This window comes from Legionella sp. D16C41, assembly GCF_048541585.1.
Classification (GTDB): domain Bacteria; phylum Pseudomonadota; class Gammaproteobacteria; order Legionellales; family Legionellaceae; genus Legionella_C.
Genome location: NZ_CP183303.1, coordinates 495973 through 517620 on the forward strand (window position 1 = coordinate 495973; position 21648 = coordinate 517620).

The following is a 21648-nucleotide window of genomic DNA, read 5'->3' on the forward strand; positions in this document are numbered from 1 at the left end:
CTCTATAGAAAAAGGGCTTTAAGATGCTCATATACTTTATGTACCTGTATTAGGTTCTATAGGAGGTACAATGGGTAAGTAGTTAAAACGGTCTTCGGCTGGTAATGAACCACATTCATCATAAGTGTTATCTAAGCAAAGAAAAAAACAAGTAGCGCCAGACTCTCGGGCACTATACACTGCCTCATCTACCGTAGGGAAACTAGCCAAATCTACCCCACTATGAATGTAATCTGCTCTTTTAAAAGTAATTAACTCTACTAGATATTGATTTAAATCAGCACGAGAGTAAATAAGTCCAACAGGTTGTTCAGTTGAGAGTTCAAGAATCTTCGATCGAGAGATATAGTCCATTGTTTTTGGCCTAAAGCTTATTTAATCTAAGTATAGTCTCAATTCTTAACACATGTTCCTTATTTATTCAGTTATATAAAATAATAACCAACATAAATGCTGGTTATTATAATGCGATTTAAGTGGCGGTGATTGCTAATGGCAAGTCCATTTGACCTGATTAGAAATTGAAAAGACTTCATTATCACCAATTACTAAGTGATCTAGTAGTTGCACATCAATTAAATCTAGAGCGCGCTTGAGTTTTTTAGTAATGGTGAAATCTTGCTCACTTGCATCAGGTATTCCGGAAGGATGGTTATGAGCGAGGATAATTGCCGCTGCATTGAGGTTTAAAATTCGTATAATTAAAGGTCTTATATAAACATAGGCTGTATTAATTGTGCCTTGAAAAAGTTCTTCATAATGAATAATTCGATGCTGGTTATCTAGAAAAAGAGCTGAGAAAGTTTCATTAGCTTTATCTCTTAATTGACGTTTAAGATAGGTATAAGTTTCTTGGCTGTTTGTTAATTTTATATTTCTTTTTAAATTAATTAAGTCACTCCGACGGCATATTTCTTTACAGGCTTGTAATTGTAGATAGCGAACTAATCCCATACCTGCTATCTGATTAAAATACTTAAAGTCTGCATTGAGTATTGCGCGCAAATCGCCAAACTTTTTTAGCAAATCAAAAGCTAAATCTAGGCAGGATTTTTTGTTATTACCTGAGCTAATAAATACAGCGAGTAGCTCCATATCGGATAAATATTGGGCACCTTGTATTATTAATTTTTCACGCAGGCGCAAGGGTACGGTGGTTAAATTCATGCTAGTTATTCCTTTATAGCGAGGTTTGTGTTTTGATCGCGACTATTCTTATTTAGAATGAGTTAATGATGCAAGATTTTATTAATAAAAAAATATTGTTAGGTATTTGTGGTGGTATTGCTGCTTATAAATCTGCCTATTTAGTCAGAGAGTTAACCAGACTAGGGGCCGAGGTTAGAGTGGTTATGACAGAGGCTGCAATGCAATTTATCACCCCTTTAACGCTGCAAGCCTTAAGTGGTTATGAGGTACGTACTCAATTATTTGATTCCCAAGCTGAGCGCGCAATGGGTCACATCGAATTAGCTCGTTGGGCTGATTATTTAATTATTGCGCCAGCTTCTGCTAATTGCGTAGCTAAATTGGCTAATGGATTGGCAGATGATTTACTATCTACGCTCTACCTTGTAATAGAGGCGCCGGTTTTAATTTGTCCAGCAATGAATCAAAGTATGTGGAAACATAAAGCGGTACAAAGAAATATAGAAAATTTAAAAGTGCAAGGTGCTTTGATTGTTGGCCCTGAAGAAGGGGGACAAGCCTGTGGTGAGTATGGCCTTGGACGTTTAAGTGAATTAGAAAATATTATTAATGCTTTGCGGCTACACGCAGTTTATGGACTATTAAAGGGCCAAACTGTCTTAATAACGGCAGGGCCAACACAAGAACCACTTGACCCAGTACGCTACCTATCTAATTACAGCTCAGGCAAGATGGGCTATGCACTAGCACAGGCAGCAGCAATGGCGGGCGCTAAGGTTATTCTAATTAGTGGGCCAACTGCGCTTTCCCCACCACCAGGTGTTGAAATGTATTCTGTTATGACAGCTGCGCAAATGTATACTGAAGTTATGAAGCATTTAGCTGAAAAAAGTATTTTTATTGGTTGCGCGGCTGTTGCTGATTATGCCCCTAATCAACAAGCAGATAAAAAAATCAAAAAACAAAATCAAGAAAAATTAGTTCTTGATCTAATACCTAATCCAGATATTCTATTCTCAGTTGCACAAAGCCAAAAGGCAGCTTATGTAGTGGGTTTTGCTGCAGAAACGGATAATGTGATTGAACATGCAAAACAAAAATTAGAAAAAAAACAGTTAGATATGATTATTGCTAATCAAGTCGGTAATGGGCTTGCTTTTGATAGCGACAATAATCAAGTCACAATACTTACAACTAACTCACAAGTTGCTTTAGAGCCTGCTAATAAAATTCGTTTAGCAGGACAAATCATTGAAATTCTTGCTGCAGCTATTCAAAATGACGCTATTTAATAATAGACTTCTTCAAAAACGTCATCGCTGGTTAATATTAGACGGAAAAAAGGCTACAAAATACTCATGTGTTTTATGTACACTGCGGCTTTTGAGCTTTTGTCGTTTGAACTTAACTCAGTGCTAACAATTTAAGAAGAAATCAACAAGGTATAAATTTTATGAAGCAGGCCATCGAATTAAAAATTTTAGATCCTCGCCTTAATGAAACATTTGCGCTACCTACTTATGCCACTGAAGGTTCAGCGGGGCTCGATTTACGAGCATGTATTGATAAGCCACTGCAAATTGCACCTCAGGAAACCATATTATTGCCAACAGGATTATCTATTTATATCGCTGATCCTAATTTGGCAGCAGTTATCTTGCCTCGTTCTGGCTTAGGGCATAAGCATGGTATTGTTTTGGGTAATTTAGTAGGCTTAATTGATTCAGACTATCAAGGCGAACTAAAAATTTCCTGTTGGAATCGTAGCCAAGAGCACTTTACTGTTCACCCGGGTGATCGTATTGCGCAACTAGTATTTTTACCAATTGTAAAAGCTGAGTTTAAGATAGTTGAAACATTTACTCAATCAGATCGAGGCGAGGGCGGTTTTGGTAGCTCAGGGAGGGCATAATGCAATATCAAGCTAGAACAGTAAAGCGTGCAGTGTTTCGCGCTTATGACATTCGTGGCGTTATAAATGCAGATTTTGATGAGCATGCATTTTATAGTATCGGTCGTGCTATTGGCTGCCGTATGCATACACTTAATAGGCAGAAAATAGTCATTGCTCGTGATGGGCGGCTTACCAGTATAAGTTTAGCTTCTGCCTTAAAACAAGGTTTACTAGATAGTGGTATTAATGTAGTTGATTTAGGAATGGCGCCTACGCCTGTGATGTATTTTGCAACCCATGAATATGATATAGATTGTGGTGTAATGGTCACCGGTAGTCATAACCCTGCCGATTATAATGGCATTAAAATTGTATTAGCAGGTAAAACCTTAGTTCAATTAGATATTGATATTCTTTATGATCTTATTTTAAATGCTGAATTTATTAATGGTGAAGGGAAAGAAGAGACTTTCAATATTTTACCTGCCTATATGCAGCGAGTAGTAAGAGATATCAATTTAAGAAGACCTTTAAAAGTAGTTGTTGACTGTGGCAATGGTATTGCTGGCGCCATTATTCCAGAAGTTATTCAAAGCCTCGGTTGTGAAGTAATCCCTCTTTATTGTGAAGTAGATGGCCGTTTTCCTAACCATCATCCAGATCCCGCCGTTGAAGAAAATTTAACTGATTTAAAGAAAGCTATTAAAGAGCATCATGCGGATATAGGGCTTGCTTTTGATGGGGACGCTGATAGGCTTGGTGTTGTAACAAATACAGGTAAAGTAATCTGGCCTGATCGTCTCATGATGCTCTATGCGCGTCATTTGCTAAAAAATAATCCTGGTGCAACTATTGTTTATGATGTGAAATGTTCAGCACATTTGGCCGCTGTAATTGAAGCTGCTGGCGGACGTGCACAAATGTGTCCCACCGGTCATTCTATTGTAAAAGATGTTATGAAAGTAACGCAGGCCGCTTTGGCTGGAGAAATGAGCGGTCATCTATTTTTTAAAGATAAATGGTATGGCTTTGATGATGCACTCTATAGTGCTTGCCGCTTATTAGAAATAGTTAGTGAAAGTGATTTATCAGTTGATGAACAATTTTGTCTTATTCCTGATAGTATTAATACTCCCGAAATTAAAATTGTTATTGATGAAGAAAACAAGTTTAATTTCATGAAAAGATTTAGTGATTTAGCTGAATTTGATACAGCTAAAATTATAAAAATTGATGGTATTAGAGTTGAGTTTGAGCATGGTTGGGGCTTGGTACGTGCTTCCAATACTACGCCATGTTTAGTGGCCCGATTTGAAGCAAAAGATCAAGGTAGTTTAAATAGTATTCAACAACTATTTAAGCAGGAACTCCTTAGAATTGAAAAAGACTTATTAATTCCTTTTTAAAAGTAAATCTAGTTGGCATTTAGTGCCAACTAGATTGTTGCGTCCTATGAGTAAGCCACAAAATATTTAGCTAAAAAAACTAAATTAGCAGTGCTTAAATTTTGCCTAGGTAACTAGTTTTATTTTAATTAAGTTTTAGGAAAAATTAAGTATAGTGGTCACTTTTGGAGGTTGTTTTACCTCAAGGTTATGAATATCTTTAATAGGACTTTTCTTTCCAATTTCTTTTTTCTCCCAACGCTCTAAATCCCAATCAGTATAATCGTGTGCACTAAAGCCTAGCTCCTTAAGCAAAGGCACGCCTCGCTCACGTAAATTTTCTTGCTGTTCTGGAAATAGTTCGCTACAGCGTAATAAATAAAAAGGATTCTTAGGCACGGTTTCCATTGCTTTTTTAAAGTAAGAAGGTGCATTATAAGAATCAAGATCAAAGAAATAAGCAATATCGCCTAGTAAAAAGTAAGCTTTGCCTAATAATTTCTTTTGTTTAGGGCTTTTCGTATCTTTAAGTAGTTTTACAATACGGTGTAACGCTTTAATAGCGAGCTCAAAGTCATCTTGATGTTTCTTTTTATGCTGTAATTGCGTGTCGTGATCCCTATCATAAATGCTAGAAACGGAGAAAATGGACGTTAAATAATCAACTTGCCGCATTAATCCTTTTACTAACGTTTTAGAATGTCTTAGTCGTTCTTCGGAGCTAACTGCTGTTGCATCACACCTATCTAGTAGATTTATTGCTTTTTGAATATTATTAATATCGCTTTCGGTAGGTTTATTCTGGTTTAGGTCAGCATCAATTAGTAATTGGGCATAAAGACGAGTATGAACATAATACTGCTCTTGTCTCTTAATATTAGGCTCGATTTTAAGTGCTTTTTCTTTCGCTAATAAACTTTGTTTATAGGCTAAAGTTGCTGGCTCCCATTGGTTAGTTTGACGATATTTTTTCCCTATTTGATAAGCTTGCTCGCCAGCTTCATCAAAATAGTCAGCAAGTTTTCTTAAATCATTAGCAGTAAAGGTATGTTTGTCTTGATTTGCCAACCATAACTCATAGGCTTTTTCATCTTCTTCTTCAGCAATAAATAATTTAAACCTATTAACTGGATCAGTTCTATCTAAATTTGTATCCAATTGTACTGCTAGGCGAAGGCTTTCAAGTTTATTCTGTTGTAAGTAATACTTAGCTAATGCTTTGGCCAAATTAGAATTTGGTGTAATTAAAGTCAGCTGCTCGCGTGTAGTAAAATTTGCTACTACATAGTTAATGGCGTCATTTATATTTGGTAATTGGTCAATTAGGGTAAGCGCTTGTGCAAAATCATGTTGTTTAAGAAAATAATCAATAAAAATTATTAAATCTTTTCTAGTAATATCTGGGTTAAAAGATAGGGCTTGCTTAAGATAAGCATGAGTTCGAGCTTGTGCATTGCTAAGCCATGTCCAATGATATAAATAACTTTGTTGTGCTTCCTGTGCTTTGTTAAGATAACTTTGCGCTGCCAGTTGTGCATAATAACTTTTTGCAAAAAAAGTATAGTTTTTTATGGCAAGCTCAAATTCTAGTTTATTAATGGTATTGTTAATAAGCAGAGGAGATTGAGGATCAAGTCTGGGTATTTCGGTCCATTGCCCTAATAGTTTGAAACAATCACCAAAGGCATATTGTGTGTGTACAGCAAAATCTGGTGATTGAGGCAGTAAGCTAGCACTTTCCCAGTAATACTTGATAAGTAAAGTTTGTAATGCTTTTGAAGTAGCCCCATCCCGTGGTTTTTGTACCAACGTTAAATATTCGGTAGGTAAATTACAATACAATAGCGGTTGTTGTAAGTGAGACTGCGAATAGTTTTGGAGATAACCATAATAAGCAAATTTACAGAGAGATAGTTTTACTTTTTGCTGCTCGCAATGATTGTTAAAACCTAACCAACCTTTAAATATTTCAAAAGCATAACGAAAAATGCTTACAGGTTTTAGATCATACCCGTTAGTATAAATGTATTTTGCTTGTATTAAACTTTGCCATTGTGCTGCATATTGAGTGGCATTATGTTGATAAACAAGCATATCTGGATAATAGCCAAGTGCTTTTTTATAATAATTAGGTATTTTATTGATTAAATAATAATTTAAAAAACTCAAAACTCTTTTCCTGTAAGCCTAATAATAAGTATGAAGGCCTGAAATTAATTCAAAGGTATTAATTAATTTTCAGCCTGGCTAGATATTAAAACGAATAGTTGGTTTTTCAAAATGAAAAAGCTTTTTTTTGTAAAGCTACTAACCAAACAGGTAAGGGCAAGCTATCTTGATGACGCGCTATAATCTGTTTTTTAGCTTTAATTTCAAATAAATTAGCATGAGCTAGTTGTTCAAGATATTTTTCGTGGTGACTAAATCGAGCGCTTGTTTGTAGTTGCCAAGGCATTATCGAACTAATTTCTGTAGTAAAAATAAAATAGCCTTCATTTTCAAGGTGTTGAGAAATTTGTTGAAATAAGGAGGATAGATCACCAAAATAGGGTAAGACATCAGCTGCAACAATTAAATTATATAATTCTTTATTATTCGTTAAGTAAGTAAGAGCCTCTGCTTCAATAAGATTATCATAAATACCTTTAGGACGTGCCCAGTCAAGCATTTTTTTAGCAATATCTACGCCAATAAGTTGTTGGGTACTATCACGTAATACTTGGCCAGTTAAGCCAGTACCACAACCTAAATCTAGTGTTTTTTCACAATGAGAAATCTTTAATTCCTCAAGTAAATTTAAGATTTGATTGGGAAGGGAGTACTTTAAGTGCTTTTGTACATGCTGATCATAATAAAGAGCATAATTATTAAATAAGTTTGCTGCATATTCCGTAGAAGTTTCAGCTTGCTCAGTGGAGCCTGCAATTGCATTTAACATGTGTTTACTAGTTTTATCATTAGGATTAACAGCTAATGCTTGCGTAAGTAGGACTTTTGCTTTTTCTTTGTCATTTAGGCGCATATAAATAGCAGCAAGGTTATTTAAGGCAGCAAAATGATCATGTTGCTCGTTTAGTAAATGCTCAAAGTGATTAATAGCTTCATTTAAATGGCCTAGTGCCATTTGTGCCACCCCACTATTATAAAGATATTCAATATTGGTGGGGTCCTTTTGTAACAAATAGTCATAATGCATTAAAGCATTCTCAAAGCGGTCATAATGCATAAAGGTAGCAGCTAAATTATTACGTGCTTCAATATGTTCATTATCTAGAGCTAACGCTTTACTAAAATAATCCACACTTAATTGTCCCTGCTCGCGTTTAAGGGCAATAACGCCGAGGTTCGTTAACGCTTCAACATGGTTACTATTTTCTGATATTACTTGTTGAAAAGCTTGTTCAGCCTCAGTCAACTGATTAGCTTCTAAAGCTAAAACACCTAGATAAAACATTGCTTCTAAATGCTTAGGATTTAAAGCGAGAACATTTTGAAATTGAATACGGGCCTCATCTAGTTTATTTTGACTAATAAACAATAAACCTAAATTAAAATGAGCTGCGGCAAAATCTGGAGCGTTTTTAAGTGCATGATGATAGTGAGCAAGGGCTTGCTGATGTTGCCCTAAAACTGCATAAGTACTTGCTAAATTATTATGAGCTTGAGCATAGGTAGGCTCTAACGTAATCGCTTTTTGATAATTACAAATAGCTTCATCAAATTGATGATTTTTTTTATAGGTATTGGCTAAATTATTATATAAAATAGGATTATTGGCATCTAACTGTAATGCTTTTTTAAAATAGGTTACTGCCTGTATTAAATCACCAAGTTCGGCTTGAGCTAAAGCTAGAAAATGTAGACTTTGAACATGTTCTGGATTTTGCTTAAGAATCGTTTCATATAAATCAATTGCCTCAGGCAATTGATTATTTTGATGAAGTTGATTAGCTTTTGTAAATAATTCATTTTCGGAAGTCATAATAATTCAAACTGCAATTTGAGTTGTGCTAATGCTTGTGCGCGATGGCTATGCTCATTTTTTATATTAGCAGGTAATTGAGCCACCGTGCATTGATACTCAGGTAAATAGAAAATTGGGTCATAACCAAACCCTTGCTCGCCAGCTGGCTCATGAGCAATTTTACCAAACCAACGACCGAAAGCGATTAAGGGCGTAGGGTCGGTTGGGTATTGTACTAGAACAATAGCACAGTAAAAAAAAGCTTGCCGATGATCATCAGGAATTTTCGCTAGTTTTTTTAAAAGTAAATGCATATTTTGCGCAGAGCTAGCTTGTTCTCCTGCATAACGAGCCGAATAAATACCTGGCTCTCCTTGTAACACGGGTACCACTAAGCCTGAATCATCTGCTAAAGCTGGTTTATTAGTGGCTTGACTAACATGTCTGGCTTTTAAAAGAGCATTTTCAAAAAAACTTAGCCCAGTTTCAGCAATAGATTCTATTTCTAAACTGCTTTGACTTATACAAGAAATTGGCGAGAGTAAGGCTTGTAATTCAATAATTTTTCCTGAATTAGTCGTAGCTAAAATAATTTCTTTCATTTTTATACTCATCTGGCTGTTTTATAGCTTAGATAATATAATTGCTGCCTAGTAGTTGGCTAGCGCTTTTACGCTAGTGCTAGATCCTCCTTTATTATTTATAGAAAACGACTTAGCGCCTTCTGTATAGCCAAGGTGGAAAAGCATAAAGATCTGCCCATAAGCCTACCATATTTTTTTTAGCTTCTTCTTGTAGCGTATAGAGATTTTTATCATGAGCATAGCGATTATAAACCCAAGCCATGCCTGTTCGAACTTGTTCCGTGCTGGCATCCACGCCATTACATTGGATATGAGCTAACAACCGGCCATAAAAGTCTCTTTTTTGAACATCAAGCACTGCTTGCTTGCGAAAGCAAAGTGCGGCTAACGCCTGCCTTGAGCGAGTACCATAGGGTTGGCTACGTTCAGGTGCATCAATTTCTGCCAATCTAACTTTTTCCTGTAGCTTACCATCAATTAATACGACTAATGTATCGCCATCAATAATACGTACCACTTCGCCTGTAATGACTTCTGCAAAGGTGAGAGTTGGAACCATAAAAGCAAAGAAAAAAAACTTCCCTGGTTTAAAATTCATCACTTTAAGCTCCTCGGTTATTAAAAGATTTTAGTTCTAATATAAATGAGCTAATAAGTAAAGTATTGTCTTGAAAATTATAGCTAAATATTAAAATAAACGATTATTGGAAAAATAGTATGTTATGTACTAACCTTCAGTTTGGAAAGAGGTCTAATAGCTAATTTATTAATAAGGAGATTATTATGGCTAATCAGCAAGGTAGCGGCCGTGGTTCTAATTTATCTCAAGATGCTCGCAAGAAAGGTGGCGAACATTCTCACGGCGGTCAAAGCAAATCTAGCAGCTCTAATTTATCAAAATCAGCTAAAGCTAAGGGTGGTAAGCACTCTCATGAAGGTAGAAGTAAGTAGTACTTGTTAATGGCCCAAGCGTGATCTTGGGCTATAGCCTTAAAATTTTATAATTTATAGAGGTTTAATTAGCAAAATATCTCAAGACACGCTTAATATTTTGTAAAATAATCATCACTACATAAGTAAATTAACCTCATGATTTTAATCAAAAAATTCCCAGCTAATCATTAAAGCGAAAAATAATATATTAGTAAATTTATTATTTTAATACTGGGCAATGAATAAGTGTTTTTATTTTAAATAATTAGTAATTTTCTTGTAATACGGGCTATTACTTGTAATAAGAGCTATTATTACTTGTAATGAGAACTATTATTAATAGTGCTAGGCATACTTAATAAATGGAAGAGGAGTGTGCGGTGAGCATTAAAAAAACTAGTACAGGGATTATTGGCCTAGATAAAATCTTACAGGGCGGGTATATAAAGGGTCAATCGACTCTGCTTAAAGGTAGCCCTGGAACAGGGAAAACCATTTTTACCTTACTTTTTGCTTATGCCCAAATTAAAGCAGGAAAAAATGTTATTTATATAACCTGTGATGAAAAGCCTGAGCAGATTCTATTACATATGGATAGCTTCGGCTTAAATGGTACTCAATTACAGCGTAAAAATAAATTAATTATCCTTGATTTTACCCCCACTTTTGATGAGATCGTTGGTGAATTCGATTTAAATATAGTTTTGTTGCGCATAGCAAGAGCGAAACAAAAATTTAATAGCGATGTTTTAATCCTTGATTCGTTACACTCCTTATTTTTAGGATTAACGCATGAAGATAATTTCTCCGTCGAAATTTTAAGATTATTTCAATGGATAAAACAGGAAAGATTAACTTTTTTAGCAACCATTGCTGGACATGCAGAAATTTGTAAAACAGATTTTTATGAAGAGTATATTGTTGACTGTATTATTGAGTTAAAACAAGCAATTACCAATAATTTAATGACCCGCTATCTACGGGTAGTAAAATTACGTAGCTCAGCACACGGCACCAATGAATATCCCTTTTCAATTGTTCAAAATGGGATATCGCTACTTCCCATTACTGAAACGAAACTAGATACTTACACTTCTAGACAATACCTAAGCACAGGAATTAAAGACTTAGATAAGATGTTTGGTAATAAAGGTTATCAGGTGGGTAGCTCTATTATGATTAGTGGTAAGTCAGGCACAGCAAAAAGTATTTTCGCTGCCCATTTTGCCTATGCGGCAGCATCTCAAGGGCAAAAGGTATTATTAGTCTCTTTTGAAGAATCACCTAAGGATATTATTTCGCATATGCGTTCTCTAAATTTAGATTTAGCTCCCTTAATTAAAGACAAAAAGTTAACTATTCTTGCTAGGCGCTCGGTTGAGATGGGTCTAGAGGATCATATTATTACTTTAATTGAGCTAGTTGATCATCACCAGGCTAGTGTATTAATACTTGATCCCATCTCAGCTCTTTTAGACTTAGGTACTAGAATGAATGTTAAAAATTTATTTATTCGTTTCATTGCTCATATGACTTCGCTAAACAAGACCTTACTATTTACTGAATTGTTACCTGATGATATGAAGGGATATAGTGAGCTTGGTTTATCAAGTTTAACAACAACCTGGCTGCGTTTATCGCAAGTAGCCAATAATGGTGAGTTTAATCGTTTACTTTATATCGCTAAATCACGCGGAATTAAAACTTCTAATCAAATTAAAGAATTTATAATAGATGATACAGGTCTTACTATTGAAGCGCCTTATATAGGCGATGGAGAAATGATTTTTGGTTCCCAAAAATCTGCTTGGATTTTAAAAGACAAACAACAAGATATTTGCCGCCGTCAAGCGATAAAACAATTAGATGATGAATTAAAAGCACTAGACAATGAGCTAGCCGCCCAAAGAAAAATTAACGAATTAAATTATCTTGCGAAGAAAAATAAGCTTTTACGTAAACAAAAGAGATTAGTTAATGAACAAGAGCAGGTGAAAACTCAAAGAGAAGCAAATAAGGTCTTAAGAGATTAATAATGGCTAAAATTATACTAAAATTATATGTAATAGGTCATAGCCCGATTTCAAGGCGGGCCATTACTAATCTTAAAGAAATTTGCGCCACGTCAGATTTAAAAGATCTTTGCAATGTAGAAGTAATCGATTTGTGCAAGCATTATGAATTAGCAGAAAAAGAAAAAATTTTAGCTACACCAGTTTTAATAAAACAAGCGCCTTTGCCGCAACGACGTATTATAGGAGATTTAGCAGATCATCAAAAAGTAATCGAAATATTGGAAGAACCAACTAGCAAATTTTTATGATAAATAAAAAGGAAATTTATTGGTCTCAGCTCATTGAAGCGCTAGCACAAGGAGTTGTGATAATAGATAAAAGTGGAATCATTCTTTATGCTAATGAGGCGGCAGCATCGCTATTTGGATTTGCACCATCAGATCTTATTGGTATGTACTTTACCCATCCCTTATCAGCTAATGAAACACAAGAAATAGAAATATATAAGTCCAATGGTAAGCTTTTAATCGCTCAGATGACAGTTAAGCGGGGCGCTTGGCAGGGGCAATTTGCTTGGATTGTTTCGTTAGTAGATATCAGTGAACTTAAAAAGAAAGATAAACTATTAAATATTACCTCTAAAGGTGTTAATGCAGCATCAGAAGGCATTGTTATAACTGATGAAAAAGGCATTATTATCCAAGCAAATCAAGCTTTTTTTAAATTAACCGGTTTTAGTGAACAGGAGGTATTAGGTAGAAATCCAAATATATTTCATTCTGGAAAGCAAACCCGAGATTTTTATGAAAATTTATGGAGTATTTTACTTAGGCAAGGTTATTGGAGTGGTGAATTAACAGGGAAAGAAAAGCACAATAACAAAGCGCTTGTTTTAACGACTCTCTCCTCAGTCCAAGATGAAAACGGTGATATTACTAATTATATCTGCTTCTTTCATGACTTAACCTTAATTAAAGATCAAGAAAAGCAACTCAAACGAGCTAAATACTATGATGTTGTAACGGGCCTACCAAATAAATTTTTTTTAACACATTATCTTGAACGCTACATTAATAAGGCGCCTCTGGGGAAAAAAAATCTAATTGTTTTTAGTATTAGGCTATTTGGCTCGTCTAAAAATTCTGCCTACGGCACCGATTTACCAACTCGGGATAAAATTATTTTACAAGTTGTTGAGCGTATTCGTCGCTCTGCAAAGCAAATAAACTTTTTAGCCCGTATTGGTTATAACGAATTTATTATTCTTTATTTAACGCATCAAAATCTAGAAAGTTTTTCATCTACTGCAAAGCAAACTATTAAAATGCTTACTAAACCTTACAAAGTCAGTGAAAAAAGTTATAAAATTTATTGTGTTATTGGTATAACAGCTTATACGAAAGAGGCTGCTTTTAGTGCCGAAGAGTTACTTCACCAAGCTGAAATTGCCCGACACAAGGCAAGACAAGTTGGCGTTAATAAATTTGATTTTTTTGACCCACAAGTTGAAATTGAAACACTTGAGTTTAATAAATACATTCAATCGATTCAGAAAGCTATTCGCTTAAATCAACTGAAGCTCTATTATCAACCTAAAGTTAATTTTCAAACAGGTCAAGTTATTGGGTTTGAAGCACTGCTGCGTTGGGAGCACCCTGAACGTGGTTTACTAAATGCTTCTCAGTTTCTATTTCACATTGATTATCATCCAATTTCTTTAGAGCTTGGTCATTGGGTCATTCATCAAGCTTTACAACAAGCTGAAGTATTAATCTCGTATAATTTAGACATTCCTATTAGCTTAAATGTCAGTTCTTATCAATTACAAGATAAGGAGTTTATTAAAAAACTTGATGCAGTATTAGCTCACTATCCTAATGTGCCTAGTAAAATGATTATGCTAGAAATTTTAGAAACGGAAGCTATAGCTGACTTAGAGCTTGTTTCTAAAGTTATTAGAGAGTGTCAAACAAGGGGGATAATTTTTTCTCTAGATGATTTTGGAACCAGCTATTCATCCTTAACTTATCTTAAAGAATTAGATGTTGTTGAAATAAAGCTTGATCGAAGTTTTATTCAAGATACTTTAATTAAACCACAGGCCCTAGCTATCTTAAAACCTACTATTGATTTATGCCGAGTGATGGGCCGTGAATTAGTTGCTGAAGGAGTAGAGACACTTTTACATGCGAAATTGTTAAGCTATCTCGGTTGTAATAAAATACAAGGGTTTGCTATTGCTCAAGCTATGCCTGCTGATAAGCTTATAGATTGGTTGAGAAACTGGAAGCTTGATCCATCCTGGCGAAAAAATAAGCTATCGAAAAAAATAATTAATGAACTCCTAATCATAGCTATTAACCACTATATGGAGTTTCAAACTATTCCTCGTTATTTAAAAGATAAAACAATATTGCTTCCAAATTTAAATTTAAGTGCTTGTGCAATTGATAAATGGTTGCTTAAGTATAAACAAAGGCTAAATCCTAAAGCATTTAATCAATTATATAAATTGCATGAAAAGTATCATAAGCTAGCCAATAAAATTGTCGATTTAGCTAACCTTAATGAGTATGAAGAAGCTCATCATGCATTAGAAAAATTTGAAGCCTTAAGGCGGCTGCTCCTTCACCATTTAATTCAAACTATTTTTATAGATTAACAAGTAGCTAGTTTCGGAAGTTTTAGAGGGTAAGTTAAAATTAGGTCGGTGCTTGAATCAATTCTTGCCCATCTTCTTTTTTAAGTTGACCAAAAATTAATAGCGATAAACAGGTTATGCACCCCATAGCGATAAAAGTATAGTGCAGTGTCTCTACTGTAAGCAGCGGATTTGCGGCGTGAGAGACTTGAAATAAATTTAATAAAATTGCGGCGATAGCAACCCCAAAACTTTGTGATAATTGTTGAACAGTGCTCATAATACTGGTAGCAGAACTAAGGTCTTCTGATAAGACATTAGCATAGGCAATAGAATTCATGCTTGTATATTGTAATGAAATTAAAAAACCATAACAAAAGGTTAAAATAGCAATATTTAAAATGGTTGAATATTCGTTAATAAAGGAAAAAGATGCAATCGCTGCTGCAACCAGAAAAGTGTTTAAAATTAAAATTTTTTTATAGCCTAAAAGGCGTAATATATAGACCGCTATCGGTTTAACGATTAAAACCCCTAAAGCAGTTGGTGCTAGCAAAAGGCCTGAGGTTTGTGGTGAGTAATTAAGACTTACTTGCAATAGCAATGGCAACAGAAAAGGAATGCCGCCAAAACCTATACGGCAAATAAAATTTCCTATAATAGATACGCGAAAGGTTCTTATTGATAATAAATGAATTTTTACAATAGGATGTGCTTTATTTTGCGAATGCCACGAATAAAGTATCAATAGTGCAATTGCCATGCTTATAGTTAGTATTGAGCGTATATCTGATAGCCGTGTTTCACTAAAGCTTGCAAAGCTATAGGTTAATAGAGCTAAGCTACTCCCAAATAAAATAAAGCCTATTTTGTCTAACTGGGGTACTACACGAGCTGGCATTGCAGGTAACAAAAAATTAGCTAACAATAAAGTGCCCAAGCCAATAGGTGCATTTACCCAAAAAATCCAACGCCAAGAAAAATAATTACTAATTAAGCCACCAAGCACAGGCCCTAACATTAAACCTATAGCACCAATCATCACCACGATACTTAGTTTGCTAATTAATTCATGTTTTTCGCAGGTTCGAATAATAATTAGACGGCCAACTGGCATAGTGATAGAGCCGCCTAAGCCTTGAATAAAGCGTGCAATAATGAGTTCGAAAAGATTATCGGTAAAGCCACACCAAATGGAGCTTAGCGTAAAAATAATAATGGCTGTCATAAAAATATTTTTAGCGCCAAATTTATCCGCTAACCAGCCACTGATGGGAATAAAAATTGCCAGACTAAGCAGATAGCTAATAAGTGCAAGTTTTAAGTGTACAGGATTAACTTTAAAACTTTGCGCCATAACTGGAATAGCAGTATTGATAATAGTTGTGTCTATAGCTTCCATAAACATCACGAAAGCAACAATAAGCAAAATGATTGTTTTATTCATAATAATTTTTAATTTGTTAAAAAAAAATGTACAACTTATTTGTTTATTACTCTTAGAGAGGTATTATAGGCATGCTTAGAAGTTAAGTGAAAGGAGTAAGGAATTTATGAAAAAAATAGCGATGCTTTTAGTATGCGGTTTATCAGCTGCAGTACATGCTCAGTCAACCAGCCCCAGTTTCTTCTGTGGCTATAAAGATTATTTTCGTTTAAGCGATGCAACGCATCCTGGTATTTATATTGTGGAGGCTAACACCTCACCTGAACTTTTTATGCAAGTGATTAGCCCACGTAGCTTTGAACTTCGGGATACACCTGCCTGCCGTAGTGGTTATGCGCATGTGACAGTTGCCTATGATAATTACAACTGGTGTATTTTAGATATTAAAGATGGCCCTTATATGAGTCATCCTGTGGTTAAAGCAACTTGCAGCGGAATTCGTTATATAGGTACTAAGTATGATGGTACTGGCTCTTATTCTTATACTATAGAGCTAGATTAAGTTTGGCTATCTGTCGGGCCAAGGCCTAATGGCGTTGCCTTAAAGCTCTAGCCTACTTCCCGTGGCTTGTCCACGGGATCCAGCGTTCTAGTCCTTGACTGAGATAGCTTAATCCCATGGATGAGCTGAGAGATGTCGATTGAGTCAAAAAGCCTTAAGGCAGTACCATTAGGCCTTGGTCCGACCTACTATTTATAGTAACGAGTGAATAAGTTTAGCCAGCGACAACATAAAAGTTGGATCGCCTCCATCCTCTACAAACCACTGTGCAGACAACATTACCCGAATAAATATCCATGATAGTAAACGATTAAAGTCAATGTTTAAGCTATTAGCAAGCATTGCTACACGTTCTAAAATAATTTCTGTACAGTTTAGTTCTTTATTATTTAATTCTTCTTCACTAATTAAGTCAAAAGCTGCTGCTTCAAAACCTATTTCACCGATTATGCCTTTAGGATCAATAGCTAGCCAGCTATTTTGCTGATTAATAATATTTTCTAAGTGAAGATCCCCATGACAAAGATAAACTGCTTTTTGAGTTTTTAGAAGTTTAGCTCTTAATTCTTGTGCTTTAGCAATTAGAGGTGGTGTAAAAATGGGCAGAGCTAGCTTATCAAGCGCTCTTAACCAATAGTTTACAGACTTAAATGGATGGTTTTGCGGTAAAGGATGATTTGCTAACTGGTTAATAACTTTGGCGTAGTGCGTTATTTTTTCGTTAAATGTTAAAGTATCAGTCTGTTTTAATAAATCTCCGGGAGTGGCTTGTTCAAGTAGCAATGCATTGTACGTAAAGTTAAAGTCTAGTAATTTAATACAGCCATATCCATTAAAATGGGATAAAGCATGATATTCATCTTGAATGGTTTTTTTATCGCAACCAATTTTTAATACAATGGGCTTACTATGGTTCATTTGCCCTTTAGCGACATAATGCCAAGTCATGTTTTCAACAGGGCGAAGATCAGATAATGACCAGTCTTTAGCTAATATGGTTATAACTTTAAAAAGCTCATCTAGCCACTGTCTTCCTTGTAGGCCAAATGCTCCTAAGATATTTTTTGTAAGTGTCTTCATATTTAAGCGCTAGCTTTATTAGAAAAATTATTATAATAGAGGTTATAAATTTCCTCATTAAATTAATGAAACTATGGCTTACATTATTGGTATTAGTGGCAATATGGGTGCTGGAAAATCTACCTTAGCTTTAGCGCTTGCTAAAAATCTACATGCTTCATTATTGTCATGGGATGATTTTGATGATTTATCGGTAAGCCCCCCAGATTACATTGCTTGGTATAAACGAGGACAAGATTATAGTGAGTGGAATTACCAGTGCCTTGCTGAAACACTCGCTAGGCTTAAATTAGGTAAATTGGTAGCACATCCTGCCTTAAATACTTTAATCAAGCCAACAGCTTTTATTATTTTTGATGCGCCCTTAGGACGTTTTCATAAACAAACGGGTACTTATATTGATACCTGGATACATATCAATACACCACTTGATGTCTCATTGTGTCGTTGGCTACTTCGCGATTATAGTAGTATTCATAAATCAAAAAGTGAATTGTTAGATGAACTTAAATTTTATCTCGATGAATCAAGACCACTTTTTGATGATAGCGCCTTTAGGGCAGAGGCTGATTTAATTATTAATGGCCTACTAGCTACCGAACAACAAGTTGATATTGTTAAAGAAAAAATTTTAACTACTTAACACCAATAAAAAGCGGAATTTGGCTTTATTAATGGCTGTAAGATAAGCCAATGAATAAGTTCATCAATTAAATTGTAAAATTTGTACGATAATAAAATATAGGGGTGTGGAGTAAGGAAGGTTGATGGAGTTAAAAACACTTAGCCTTTTAATTGTTTTACTTGTTGCGATTGGTAGTGCTTTTTGGAACATTAATGTTAAAAAGTCTAATGATCAAATGATATTTGTAACATTGATGGTTATTCCACAATTTATTATTGCGCTACCCCTAGCGCTACTAAGGCCCGCTATTACTTTGCAAAGTTTTTACTATATCCTTGCGAGTGCTATAGTGCAGACAGGATATATACTTTTTCTAAGCAATTCTTATAGACATGGTTTAATAAATAGAGTGTACCCTCTAGCTATTGGCATACCTCCTTTATTATCTTTATTTTTTTGGCATTTTATTTTAAAAAATCCTTTATCCTTAATGGCAGATTTAGGGGTAGTGTTACTTTCTATTGGTATTATAAGTTTTACCTTTGCCAAAAGAGATAAGGAAGCTATTAGTACTTTAGGAATTATTTACGCTTTGGCAACTACTATTTTTATCTTTTTATATTCATTAATTGATACATTTGGTGTACGTCAGGCACCTAATATTATTGCCTATATAAGTTGGCTTTTTACTATTAAGGCATTAATTTTATTTATTCCTATTTTTATCCTCTATAGATTACGCCTTTTTAAAGAAATGAGGCAGAATAATAGTTATATTTTAGCTGGTTTATTAGCTGGAATAGGCTATGCGGTAGCTATTTGGGCATTTGCTTATACGAAAACATCATCAGTACTTGCGCTTCGGGCGACGTCTATTATATTTGTCTTCCTTTTTTCTATTTTCTATCTTAAAGAACCTGGCTCGTTGAAAATTTTTTTATTAACCTTAATTGACGCTTTTGGTGTTTTCCTTATTTTAACAGGAGAGTAGAGCATAGGAACTTAATGTTCTGTTTTCTTATTGCATAATTTTTTATATTCTTTTTCTAAAATTTTTAATTCTTCATCATCTAATTTATCTAAATCAATAGAAAAGTTATTAGCTTTATGGTTGGATTTAATTAGTTCATTTAATTTTAAATTTAAGATTTTAGTATCTCTGTTTTGTGTGTGTTGAATTAAAAAAACCATTAAAAAAGTAAGAATACTTGTTCCAGTATTAACTACTAATTGCCAAGTATCAGAATAGTGAAAGATAGGTCCTGTAATAGTCCAGACAACAATTGATAATAACGCAATTAAGAAAGTCCAAGGGCTGCCTGCAGCATCACAGGTAATAGCAGCAAATCTATTAAATCCGTGACTTAAACCTTCCTTTTTTTTCATGGTACTTTCCTTATTAGTTTTAAAAAATTATTGCATTTAAAGAAACTATTTTAACGCAAATTACTAGAAATTAGGTAATTTAAGTTAATAAGCAGGTTAATTTTCTCTTTATTTATAAAATCAACTCTATACTTAAATAGCTGTGTGCAAATGGAATACCTACTAGGTTATTGCTATGCTTTTATATGCAGCTATTGATGTTAAATATAAAAAGGTTAAATAACCTTATAAAATTATTTATTACAAGGAGAGTAAGATGGAAAATCATTCAGAAAATATTGTTAGAACAGCTGATGTTCTTGGTAAAGAAGTTAAATCGCCTAATTTAGAAGATTTAGGCACAATAGAAGAAATTGTGCTTGATAAAATCAGTGGCCAAGCACGCTATGTTGTTTTATCATTTGGCGGTTTTATGGGGTTTGGCGATGAATATTTTGCATTTCCTTGGAAAAGTATTAGCTATAATGAAGCAGAAGAATGCTTTATTTTAAATATTGATAAAGACAAATTAAATAAAGATCAAGGTTTTGATAAAAATCATTGGCCTGATATGAGTCAGTGGGGTAATGCTGGCAATCTTGGCGGTCGTGGTTCATATATGTAAAATAAAAAAGTAAGGAGCCTCATCAGAGGCCGCCTTACTCTTTAACTATTATTCATGTAAATGCAGGGCAACTTTTATCCAACCTGCTTCGCGTTTGTCAAATTGTTCATAAGCATCTAATACGTTACAAATATCAACTTTTTGGGTTAAAACAGTTAAAGGATCAATCCGTTTATCTTCAATTAAGGCGAGTAATTGCGGTATATAAGCTCGATGTGGACAGTTCCCCATGACAATCTTTAAATTTTTATTCATTGCCTCACCAATAGGATAGACTTTAAAGTTTGGTGGATAAACGCCAACAATAGAAATCGTACCACATTTAGCAGCCAGTTGTACGCCTTCTCTTAAAGCATAGCTAGGCGCATTACCTGGTACCCAATGTTCATTTTGGCTTAACGCATTGGGGGCAAGTTGCATTAATTCTTTTTCAAATTCTGCTTGCTGTTGTCTTGCTTTTTTGGCAGCTGGCCCATGTTTAGGCGCAAAGGCATCAATACCTACTGCATCAATTACTACATCAGCTAACGTACCATTCGTTAAATCTTCTATAACTTCAACAGGGTCTTCTTTATTAAAATTAATACATTCAGCACCTTGTAAGCGTGCCATTTCTAAACGAGAGGGAATAGCATCAATAGCAAAAATTCGTGAAACACCACGTAACTTACTACTGGCAATTGCAAATTGTCCAACTGGCCCACAACCTAAAACAACAACAACGTCTCCTTGTTTAGCTTGGGCATTATCTACTGCAAAGTAGGCAGTTGGAAAAATATCAGATACTAAAATCGCTTGATCATCTGAAATCGTATCAGATAATTTAATTAAATTATTATTAGCAAATGGAACACGAACATATTCTGCCTGACACCCATTAAATGGACCCGTGGTTTTAGGGCCACCATAAAAAGCGGTTCCTGCTGCAGGCCCGTTAGGGTTGGCAACATCACACTGAGAATAACAGCCTTTACGGCACATAACACAATAGCCACAAGCAATCGTTGAAGGGATAACTACGCGATCACCTTCTTTTAAATTTCTAACCCCGCTTCCTATCGCTTCAACAATACCAACTGCTTCATGTCCTAATACAGTACCAGACTTCATAGGGCCCATAGTGCCTCGAATAAAATGCAAGTCAGTGCCGCAAATAGCTGAAGTTGTGACTTTAACTAGTGCATCGTATTGATCTTCTATGCGTGGTTTTTTTATTTCTTCTAAGCGAATATCACCAATGTCATGAAATACAAGTGCCTTCATTGCCATCACAACCTCCTTTTAATGATTTAGCCTTTACCTAATTTAAATACTTATACTGCTAATACTAGTCTACTGTGGGTTTTACGTCCTATATCCAGTTAATTTGCGCTTATTTTTAGTTGAAATATAAACCATAGTGTATTTTGCTTAATCTTCCCTTAAGGAAAGGGCTATAT

Annotated in this window: 21 protein-coding genes; 11 read left to right on the forward strand and 10 right to left on the reverse strand. The window is 34.8% G+C overall.

Features of this window, described 5'->3' with window-relative positions; all coding sequences use genetic code 11:
• Positions 1 to 36: 36 nt before the first annotated feature.
• A complete protein-coding gene (locus ACNVED_RS02230; RefSeq protein ID WP_419420132.1) occupies positions 37 to 354 on the reverse strand; it encodes a hypothetical protein in 318 nt (105 codons plus the stop codon).
• A gap of 135 nt (positions 355 to 489) precedes the next feature.
• The gene (radC, locus tag ACNVED_RS02235) at positions 490 to 1167 is read right to left on the reverse strand and encodes a RadC family protein (RefSeq protein WP_419420133.1); all 678 of its coding nucleotides are present in this window, start codon (positions 1165 to 1167) and stop codon (positions 490 to 492) included.
• A 68-nt stretch (positions 1168 to 1235) separates the two neighbouring features.
• On the opposite strand from radC, the gene coaBC reads away from it, so the two are divergent.
• The 3 genes from coaBC to ACNVED_RS02250 all read left to right on the forward strand — a co-directional run bounded on the left by coaBC (position 1236) and on the right by ACNVED_RS02250 (position 4449).
• The gene (gene coaBC / locus ACNVED_RS02240; RefSeq protein ID WP_419420134.1) at positions 1236 to 2441 is read left to right on the forward strand and encodes a bifunctional phosphopantothenoylcysteine decarboxylase/phosphopantothenate--cysteine ligase CoaBC; all 1206 of its coding nucleotides are present in this window, start codon (positions 1236 to 1238) and stop codon (positions 2439 to 2441) included.
• 161 nt (positions 2442 to 2602) lie between these two features.
• Positions 2603 to 3061 carry a dUTP diphosphatase gene (gene dut / locus ACNVED_RS02245; protein WP_419420135.1) on the forward strand — a complete coding sequence of 153 codons (459 nt, stop codon included), beginning with the start codon at positions 2603 to 2605 and terminating at the stop codon, positions 3059 to 3061.
• A complete protein-coding gene (locus ACNVED_RS02250) occupies positions 3061 to 4449 on the forward strand; it encodes a phosphomannomutase/phosphoglucomutase (RefSeq protein WP_419420136.1) in 1389 nt (462 codons plus the stop codon). The genes dut and ACNVED_RS02250 overlap by 1 nt, the downstream gene beginning before the upstream one ends.
• Positions 4450 to 4584: 135 nt before the next feature.
• Here the strand turns inward: ACNVED_RS02250 and ACNVED_RS02255 are convergent, their stop codons facing one another.
• The 4 genes from ACNVED_RS02255 to ACNVED_RS02270 form a co-directional block, all read right to left on the reverse strand.
• Positions 4585 to 6597, reverse strand: coding sequence for a hypothetical protein (locus ACNVED_RS02255; RefSeq protein ID WP_419420137.1), 2013 nt, complete (start codon positions 6595 to 6597; stop codon positions 4585 to 4587).
• A 106-nt stretch (positions 6598 to 6703) separates the two neighbouring features.
• Entirely contained in the window at positions 6704 to 8410 is a 1707-nt protein-coding gene (locus tag ACNVED_RS02260; RefSeq protein WP_419420138.1) for a tetratricopeptide repeat protein, read from the reverse strand.
• Positions 8407 to 8994, reverse strand: a complete 588-nt coding sequence (rdgB, locus tag ACNVED_RS02265; RefSeq protein ID WP_419420139.1) for an RdgB/HAM1 family non-canonical purine NTP pyrophosphatase — start codon at positions 8992 to 8994, stop codon at positions 8407 to 8409. The genes ACNVED_RS02260 and rdgB overlap by 4 nt, the downstream gene beginning before the upstream one ends.
• Positions 8995 to 9106: 112 nt before the next feature.
• Positions 9107 to 9574 (reverse strand): thermonuclease family protein, encoded by a 468-nt coding sequence (locus ACNVED_RS02270; protein ID WP_419421134.1) that lies wholly within the window; start codon positions 9572 to 9574, stop codon positions 9107 to 9109.
• 185 nt (positions 9575 to 9759) lie between these two features.
• Here ACNVED_RS02270 and ACNVED_RS02275 point away from each other — a divergent pair, with 185 nt between their 5' ends.
• The 4 genes from ACNVED_RS02275 (at position 9760) to ACNVED_RS02290 (ending at position 14586) form a co-directional block, all read left to right on the forward strand.
• Entirely contained in the window at positions 9760 to 9927 is a 168-nt protein-coding gene (locus tag ACNVED_RS02275; RefSeq protein WP_419420140.1) for a hypothetical protein, read from the forward strand.
• 362 nt (positions 9928 to 10289) lie between these two features.
• Positions 10290 to 11942 carry a circadian clock protein KaiC gene (gene kaiC, locus ACNVED_RS02280; protein ID WP_419420141.1) on the forward strand — a complete coding sequence of 551 codons (1653 nt, stop codon included), beginning with the start codon at positions 10290 to 10292 and terminating at the stop codon, positions 11940 to 11942.
• A gap of 2 nt (positions 11943 to 11944) precedes the next feature.
• Positions 11945 to 12232 (forward strand): circadian clock KaiB family protein, encoded by a 288-nt coding sequence (locus tag ACNVED_RS02285; protein WP_419420142.1) that lies wholly within the window; start codon positions 11945 to 11947, stop codon positions 12230 to 12232.
• Positions 12229 to 14586 (forward strand): EAL domain-containing protein, encoded by a 2358-nt coding sequence (locus ACNVED_RS02290; protein WP_419420143.1) that lies wholly within the window; start codon positions 12229 to 12231, stop codon positions 14584 to 14586. Before ACNVED_RS02285 ends, ACNVED_RS02290 begins: the two co-directional genes overlap by 4 nt.
• Positions 14587 to 14626: 40 nt before the next feature.
• Here the strand turns inward: ACNVED_RS02290 and ACNVED_RS02295 are convergent, their stop codons facing one another.
• Positions 14627 to 16012 carry an MFS transporter gene (locus ACNVED_RS02295; protein ID WP_419420144.1) on the reverse strand — a complete coding sequence of 462 codons (1386 nt, stop codon included), beginning with the start codon at positions 16010 to 16012 and terminating at the stop codon, positions 14627 to 14629.
• Between the two features lie 106 nt (positions 16013 to 16118).
• Here ACNVED_RS02295 and ACNVED_RS02300 point away from each other — a divergent pair, with 106 nt between their 5' ends.
• Positions 16119 to 16514 carry a hypothetical protein gene (locus ACNVED_RS02300; protein ID WP_419420145.1) on the forward strand — a complete coding sequence of 132 codons (396 nt, stop codon included), beginning with the start codon at positions 16119 to 16121 and terminating at the stop codon, positions 16512 to 16514.
• A 192-nt stretch (positions 16515 to 16706) separates the two neighbouring features.
• On the opposite strand, the gene ACNVED_RS02305 is transcribed toward ACNVED_RS02300, so the two are convergent.
• Positions 16707 to 17594: an aminoglycoside phosphotransferase family protein gene (locus ACNVED_RS02305; RefSeq protein ID WP_419420146.1), complete on the reverse strand. Its 888-nt coding sequence runs from the start codon at positions 17592 to 17594 to the stop codon at positions 16707 to 16709.
• A gap of 73 nt (positions 17595 to 17667) precedes the next feature.
• Here ACNVED_RS02305 and ACNVED_RS02310 point away from each other — a divergent pair, with 73 nt between their 5' ends.
• On the forward strand, positions 17668 to 18237 hold the full coding sequence (locus ACNVED_RS02310; RefSeq protein WP_419420147.1) for a uridine kinase: 570 nt from the start codon (positions 17668 to 17670) through the stop codon (positions 18235 to 18237).
• A gap of 124 nt (positions 18238 to 18361) precedes the next feature.
• Positions 18362 to 19210: a hypothetical protein gene (locus tag ACNVED_RS02315; RefSeq protein ID WP_419420148.1), complete on the forward strand. Its 849-nt coding sequence runs from the start codon at positions 18362 to 18364 to the stop codon at positions 19208 to 19210.
• An 11-nt stretch (positions 19211 to 19221) separates the two neighbouring features.
• Here ACNVED_RS02315 and ACNVED_RS02320 read toward each other — a convergent pair whose 3' ends face one another.
• Positions 19222 to 19605 carry a low affinity iron permease family protein gene (locus ACNVED_RS02320; RefSeq protein ID WP_419420149.1) on the reverse strand — a complete coding sequence of 128 codons (384 nt, stop codon included), beginning with the start codon at positions 19603 to 19605 and terminating at the stop codon, positions 19222 to 19224.
• 256 nt (positions 19606 to 19861) lie between these two features.
• Here ACNVED_RS02320 and ACNVED_RS02325 point away from each other — a divergent pair, with 256 nt between their 5' ends.
• Positions 19862 to 20209 (forward strand): PRC-barrel domain-containing protein, encoded by a 348-nt coding sequence (locus ACNVED_RS02325; protein ID WP_419420150.1) that lies wholly within the window; start codon positions 19862 to 19864, stop codon positions 20207 to 20209.
• A 48-nt stretch (positions 20210 to 20257) separates the two neighbouring features.
• Here ACNVED_RS02325 and ACNVED_RS02330 read toward each other — a convergent pair whose 3' ends face one another.
• Positions 20258 to 21478, reverse strand: a complete 1221-nt coding sequence (locus tag ACNVED_RS02330) for a zinc-dependent alcohol dehydrogenase (RefSeq protein ID WP_419420151.1) — start codon at positions 21476 to 21478, stop codon at positions 20258 to 20260.
• Between the last annotated feature and the right edge of the window lie 170 nt (positions 21479 to 21648).

Excerpts from the sequence above, each read along its gene's own strand:
- ACNVED_RS02230 (WP_419420132.1), bottom strand. The coding sequence starts at position 354 with ATGGACTATATCTCTCGATCGAAGATTCTTGAACTCTCAACTGAACAA.
- radC (WP_419420133.1), bottom strand. The coding sequence starts at position 1,167 with ATGAATTTAACCACCGTACCCTTGCGCCTGCGTGAAAAATTAATAATA.
- coaBC (WP_419420134.1), top strand. The coding sequence starts at position 1,236 with ATGCAAGATTTTATTAATAAAAAAATATTGTTAGGTATTTGTGGTGGT.
- dut (WP_419420135.1), top strand. The coding sequence starts at position 2,603 with ATGAAGCAGGCCATCGAATTAAAAATTTTAGATCCTCGCCTTAATGAA.
- ACNVED_RS02250 (WP_419420136.1), top strand. The coding sequence starts at position 3,061 with ATGCAATATCAAGCTAGAACAGTAAAGCGTGCAGTGTTTCGCGCTTAT.
- ACNVED_RS02260 (WP_419420138.1), bottom strand. The coding sequence starts at position 8,410 with ATGACTTCCGAAAATGAATTATTTACAAAAGCTAATCAACTTCATCAA.
- rdgB (WP_419420139.1), bottom strand. The coding sequence starts at position 8,994 with ATGAAAGAAATTATTTTAGCTACGACTAATTCAGGAAAAATTATTGAA.
- ACNVED_RS02270 (WP_419421134.1), bottom strand. The coding sequence starts at position 9,574 with ATGAATTTTAAACCAGGGAAGTTTTTTTTCTTTGCTTTTATGGTTCCA.
- ACNVED_RS02275 (WP_419420140.1), top strand. The coding sequence starts at position 9,760 with ATGGCTAATCAGCAAGGTAGCGGCCGTGGTTCTAATTTATCTCAAGAT.
- ACNVED_RS02285 (WP_419420142.1), top strand. The coding sequence starts at position 11,945 with ATGGCTAAAATTATACTAAAATTATATGTAATAGGTCATAGCCCGATT.
- ACNVED_RS02290 (WP_419420143.1), top strand. The coding sequence starts at position 12,229 with ATGATAAATAAAAAGGAAATTTATTGGTCTCAGCTCATTGAAGCGCTA.
- ACNVED_RS02295 (WP_419420144.1), bottom strand. The coding sequence starts at position 16,012 with ATGAATAAAACAATCATTTTGCTTATTGTTGCTTTCGTGATGTTTATG.
- ACNVED_RS02300 (WP_419420145.1), top strand. The coding sequence starts at position 16,119 with ATGAAAAAAATAGCGATGCTTTTAGTATGCGGTTTATCAGCTGCAGTA.
- ACNVED_RS02305 (WP_419420146.1), bottom strand. The coding sequence starts at position 17,594 with ATGAAGACACTTACAAAAAATATCTTAGGAGCATTTGGCCTACAAGGA.
- ACNVED_RS02310 (WP_419420147.1), top strand. The coding sequence starts at position 17,668 with ATGGCTTACATTATTGGTATTAGTGGCAATATGGGTGCTGGAAAATCT.
- ACNVED_RS02315 (WP_419420148.1), top strand. The coding sequence starts at position 18,362 with ATGGAGTTAAAAACACTTAGCCTTTTAATTGTTTTACTTGTTGCGATT.
- ACNVED_RS02320 (WP_419420149.1), bottom strand. The coding sequence starts at position 19,605 with ATGAAAAAAAAGGAAGGTTTAAGTCACGGATTTAATAGATTTGCTGCT.
- ACNVED_RS02325 (WP_419420150.1), top strand. The coding sequence starts at position 19,862 with ATGGAAAATCATTCAGAAAATATTGTTAGAACAGCTGATGTTCTTGGT.
- ACNVED_RS02330 (WP_419420151.1), bottom strand. The coding sequence starts at position 21,478 with ATGGCAATGAAGGCACTTGTATTTCATGACATTGGTGATATTCGCTTA.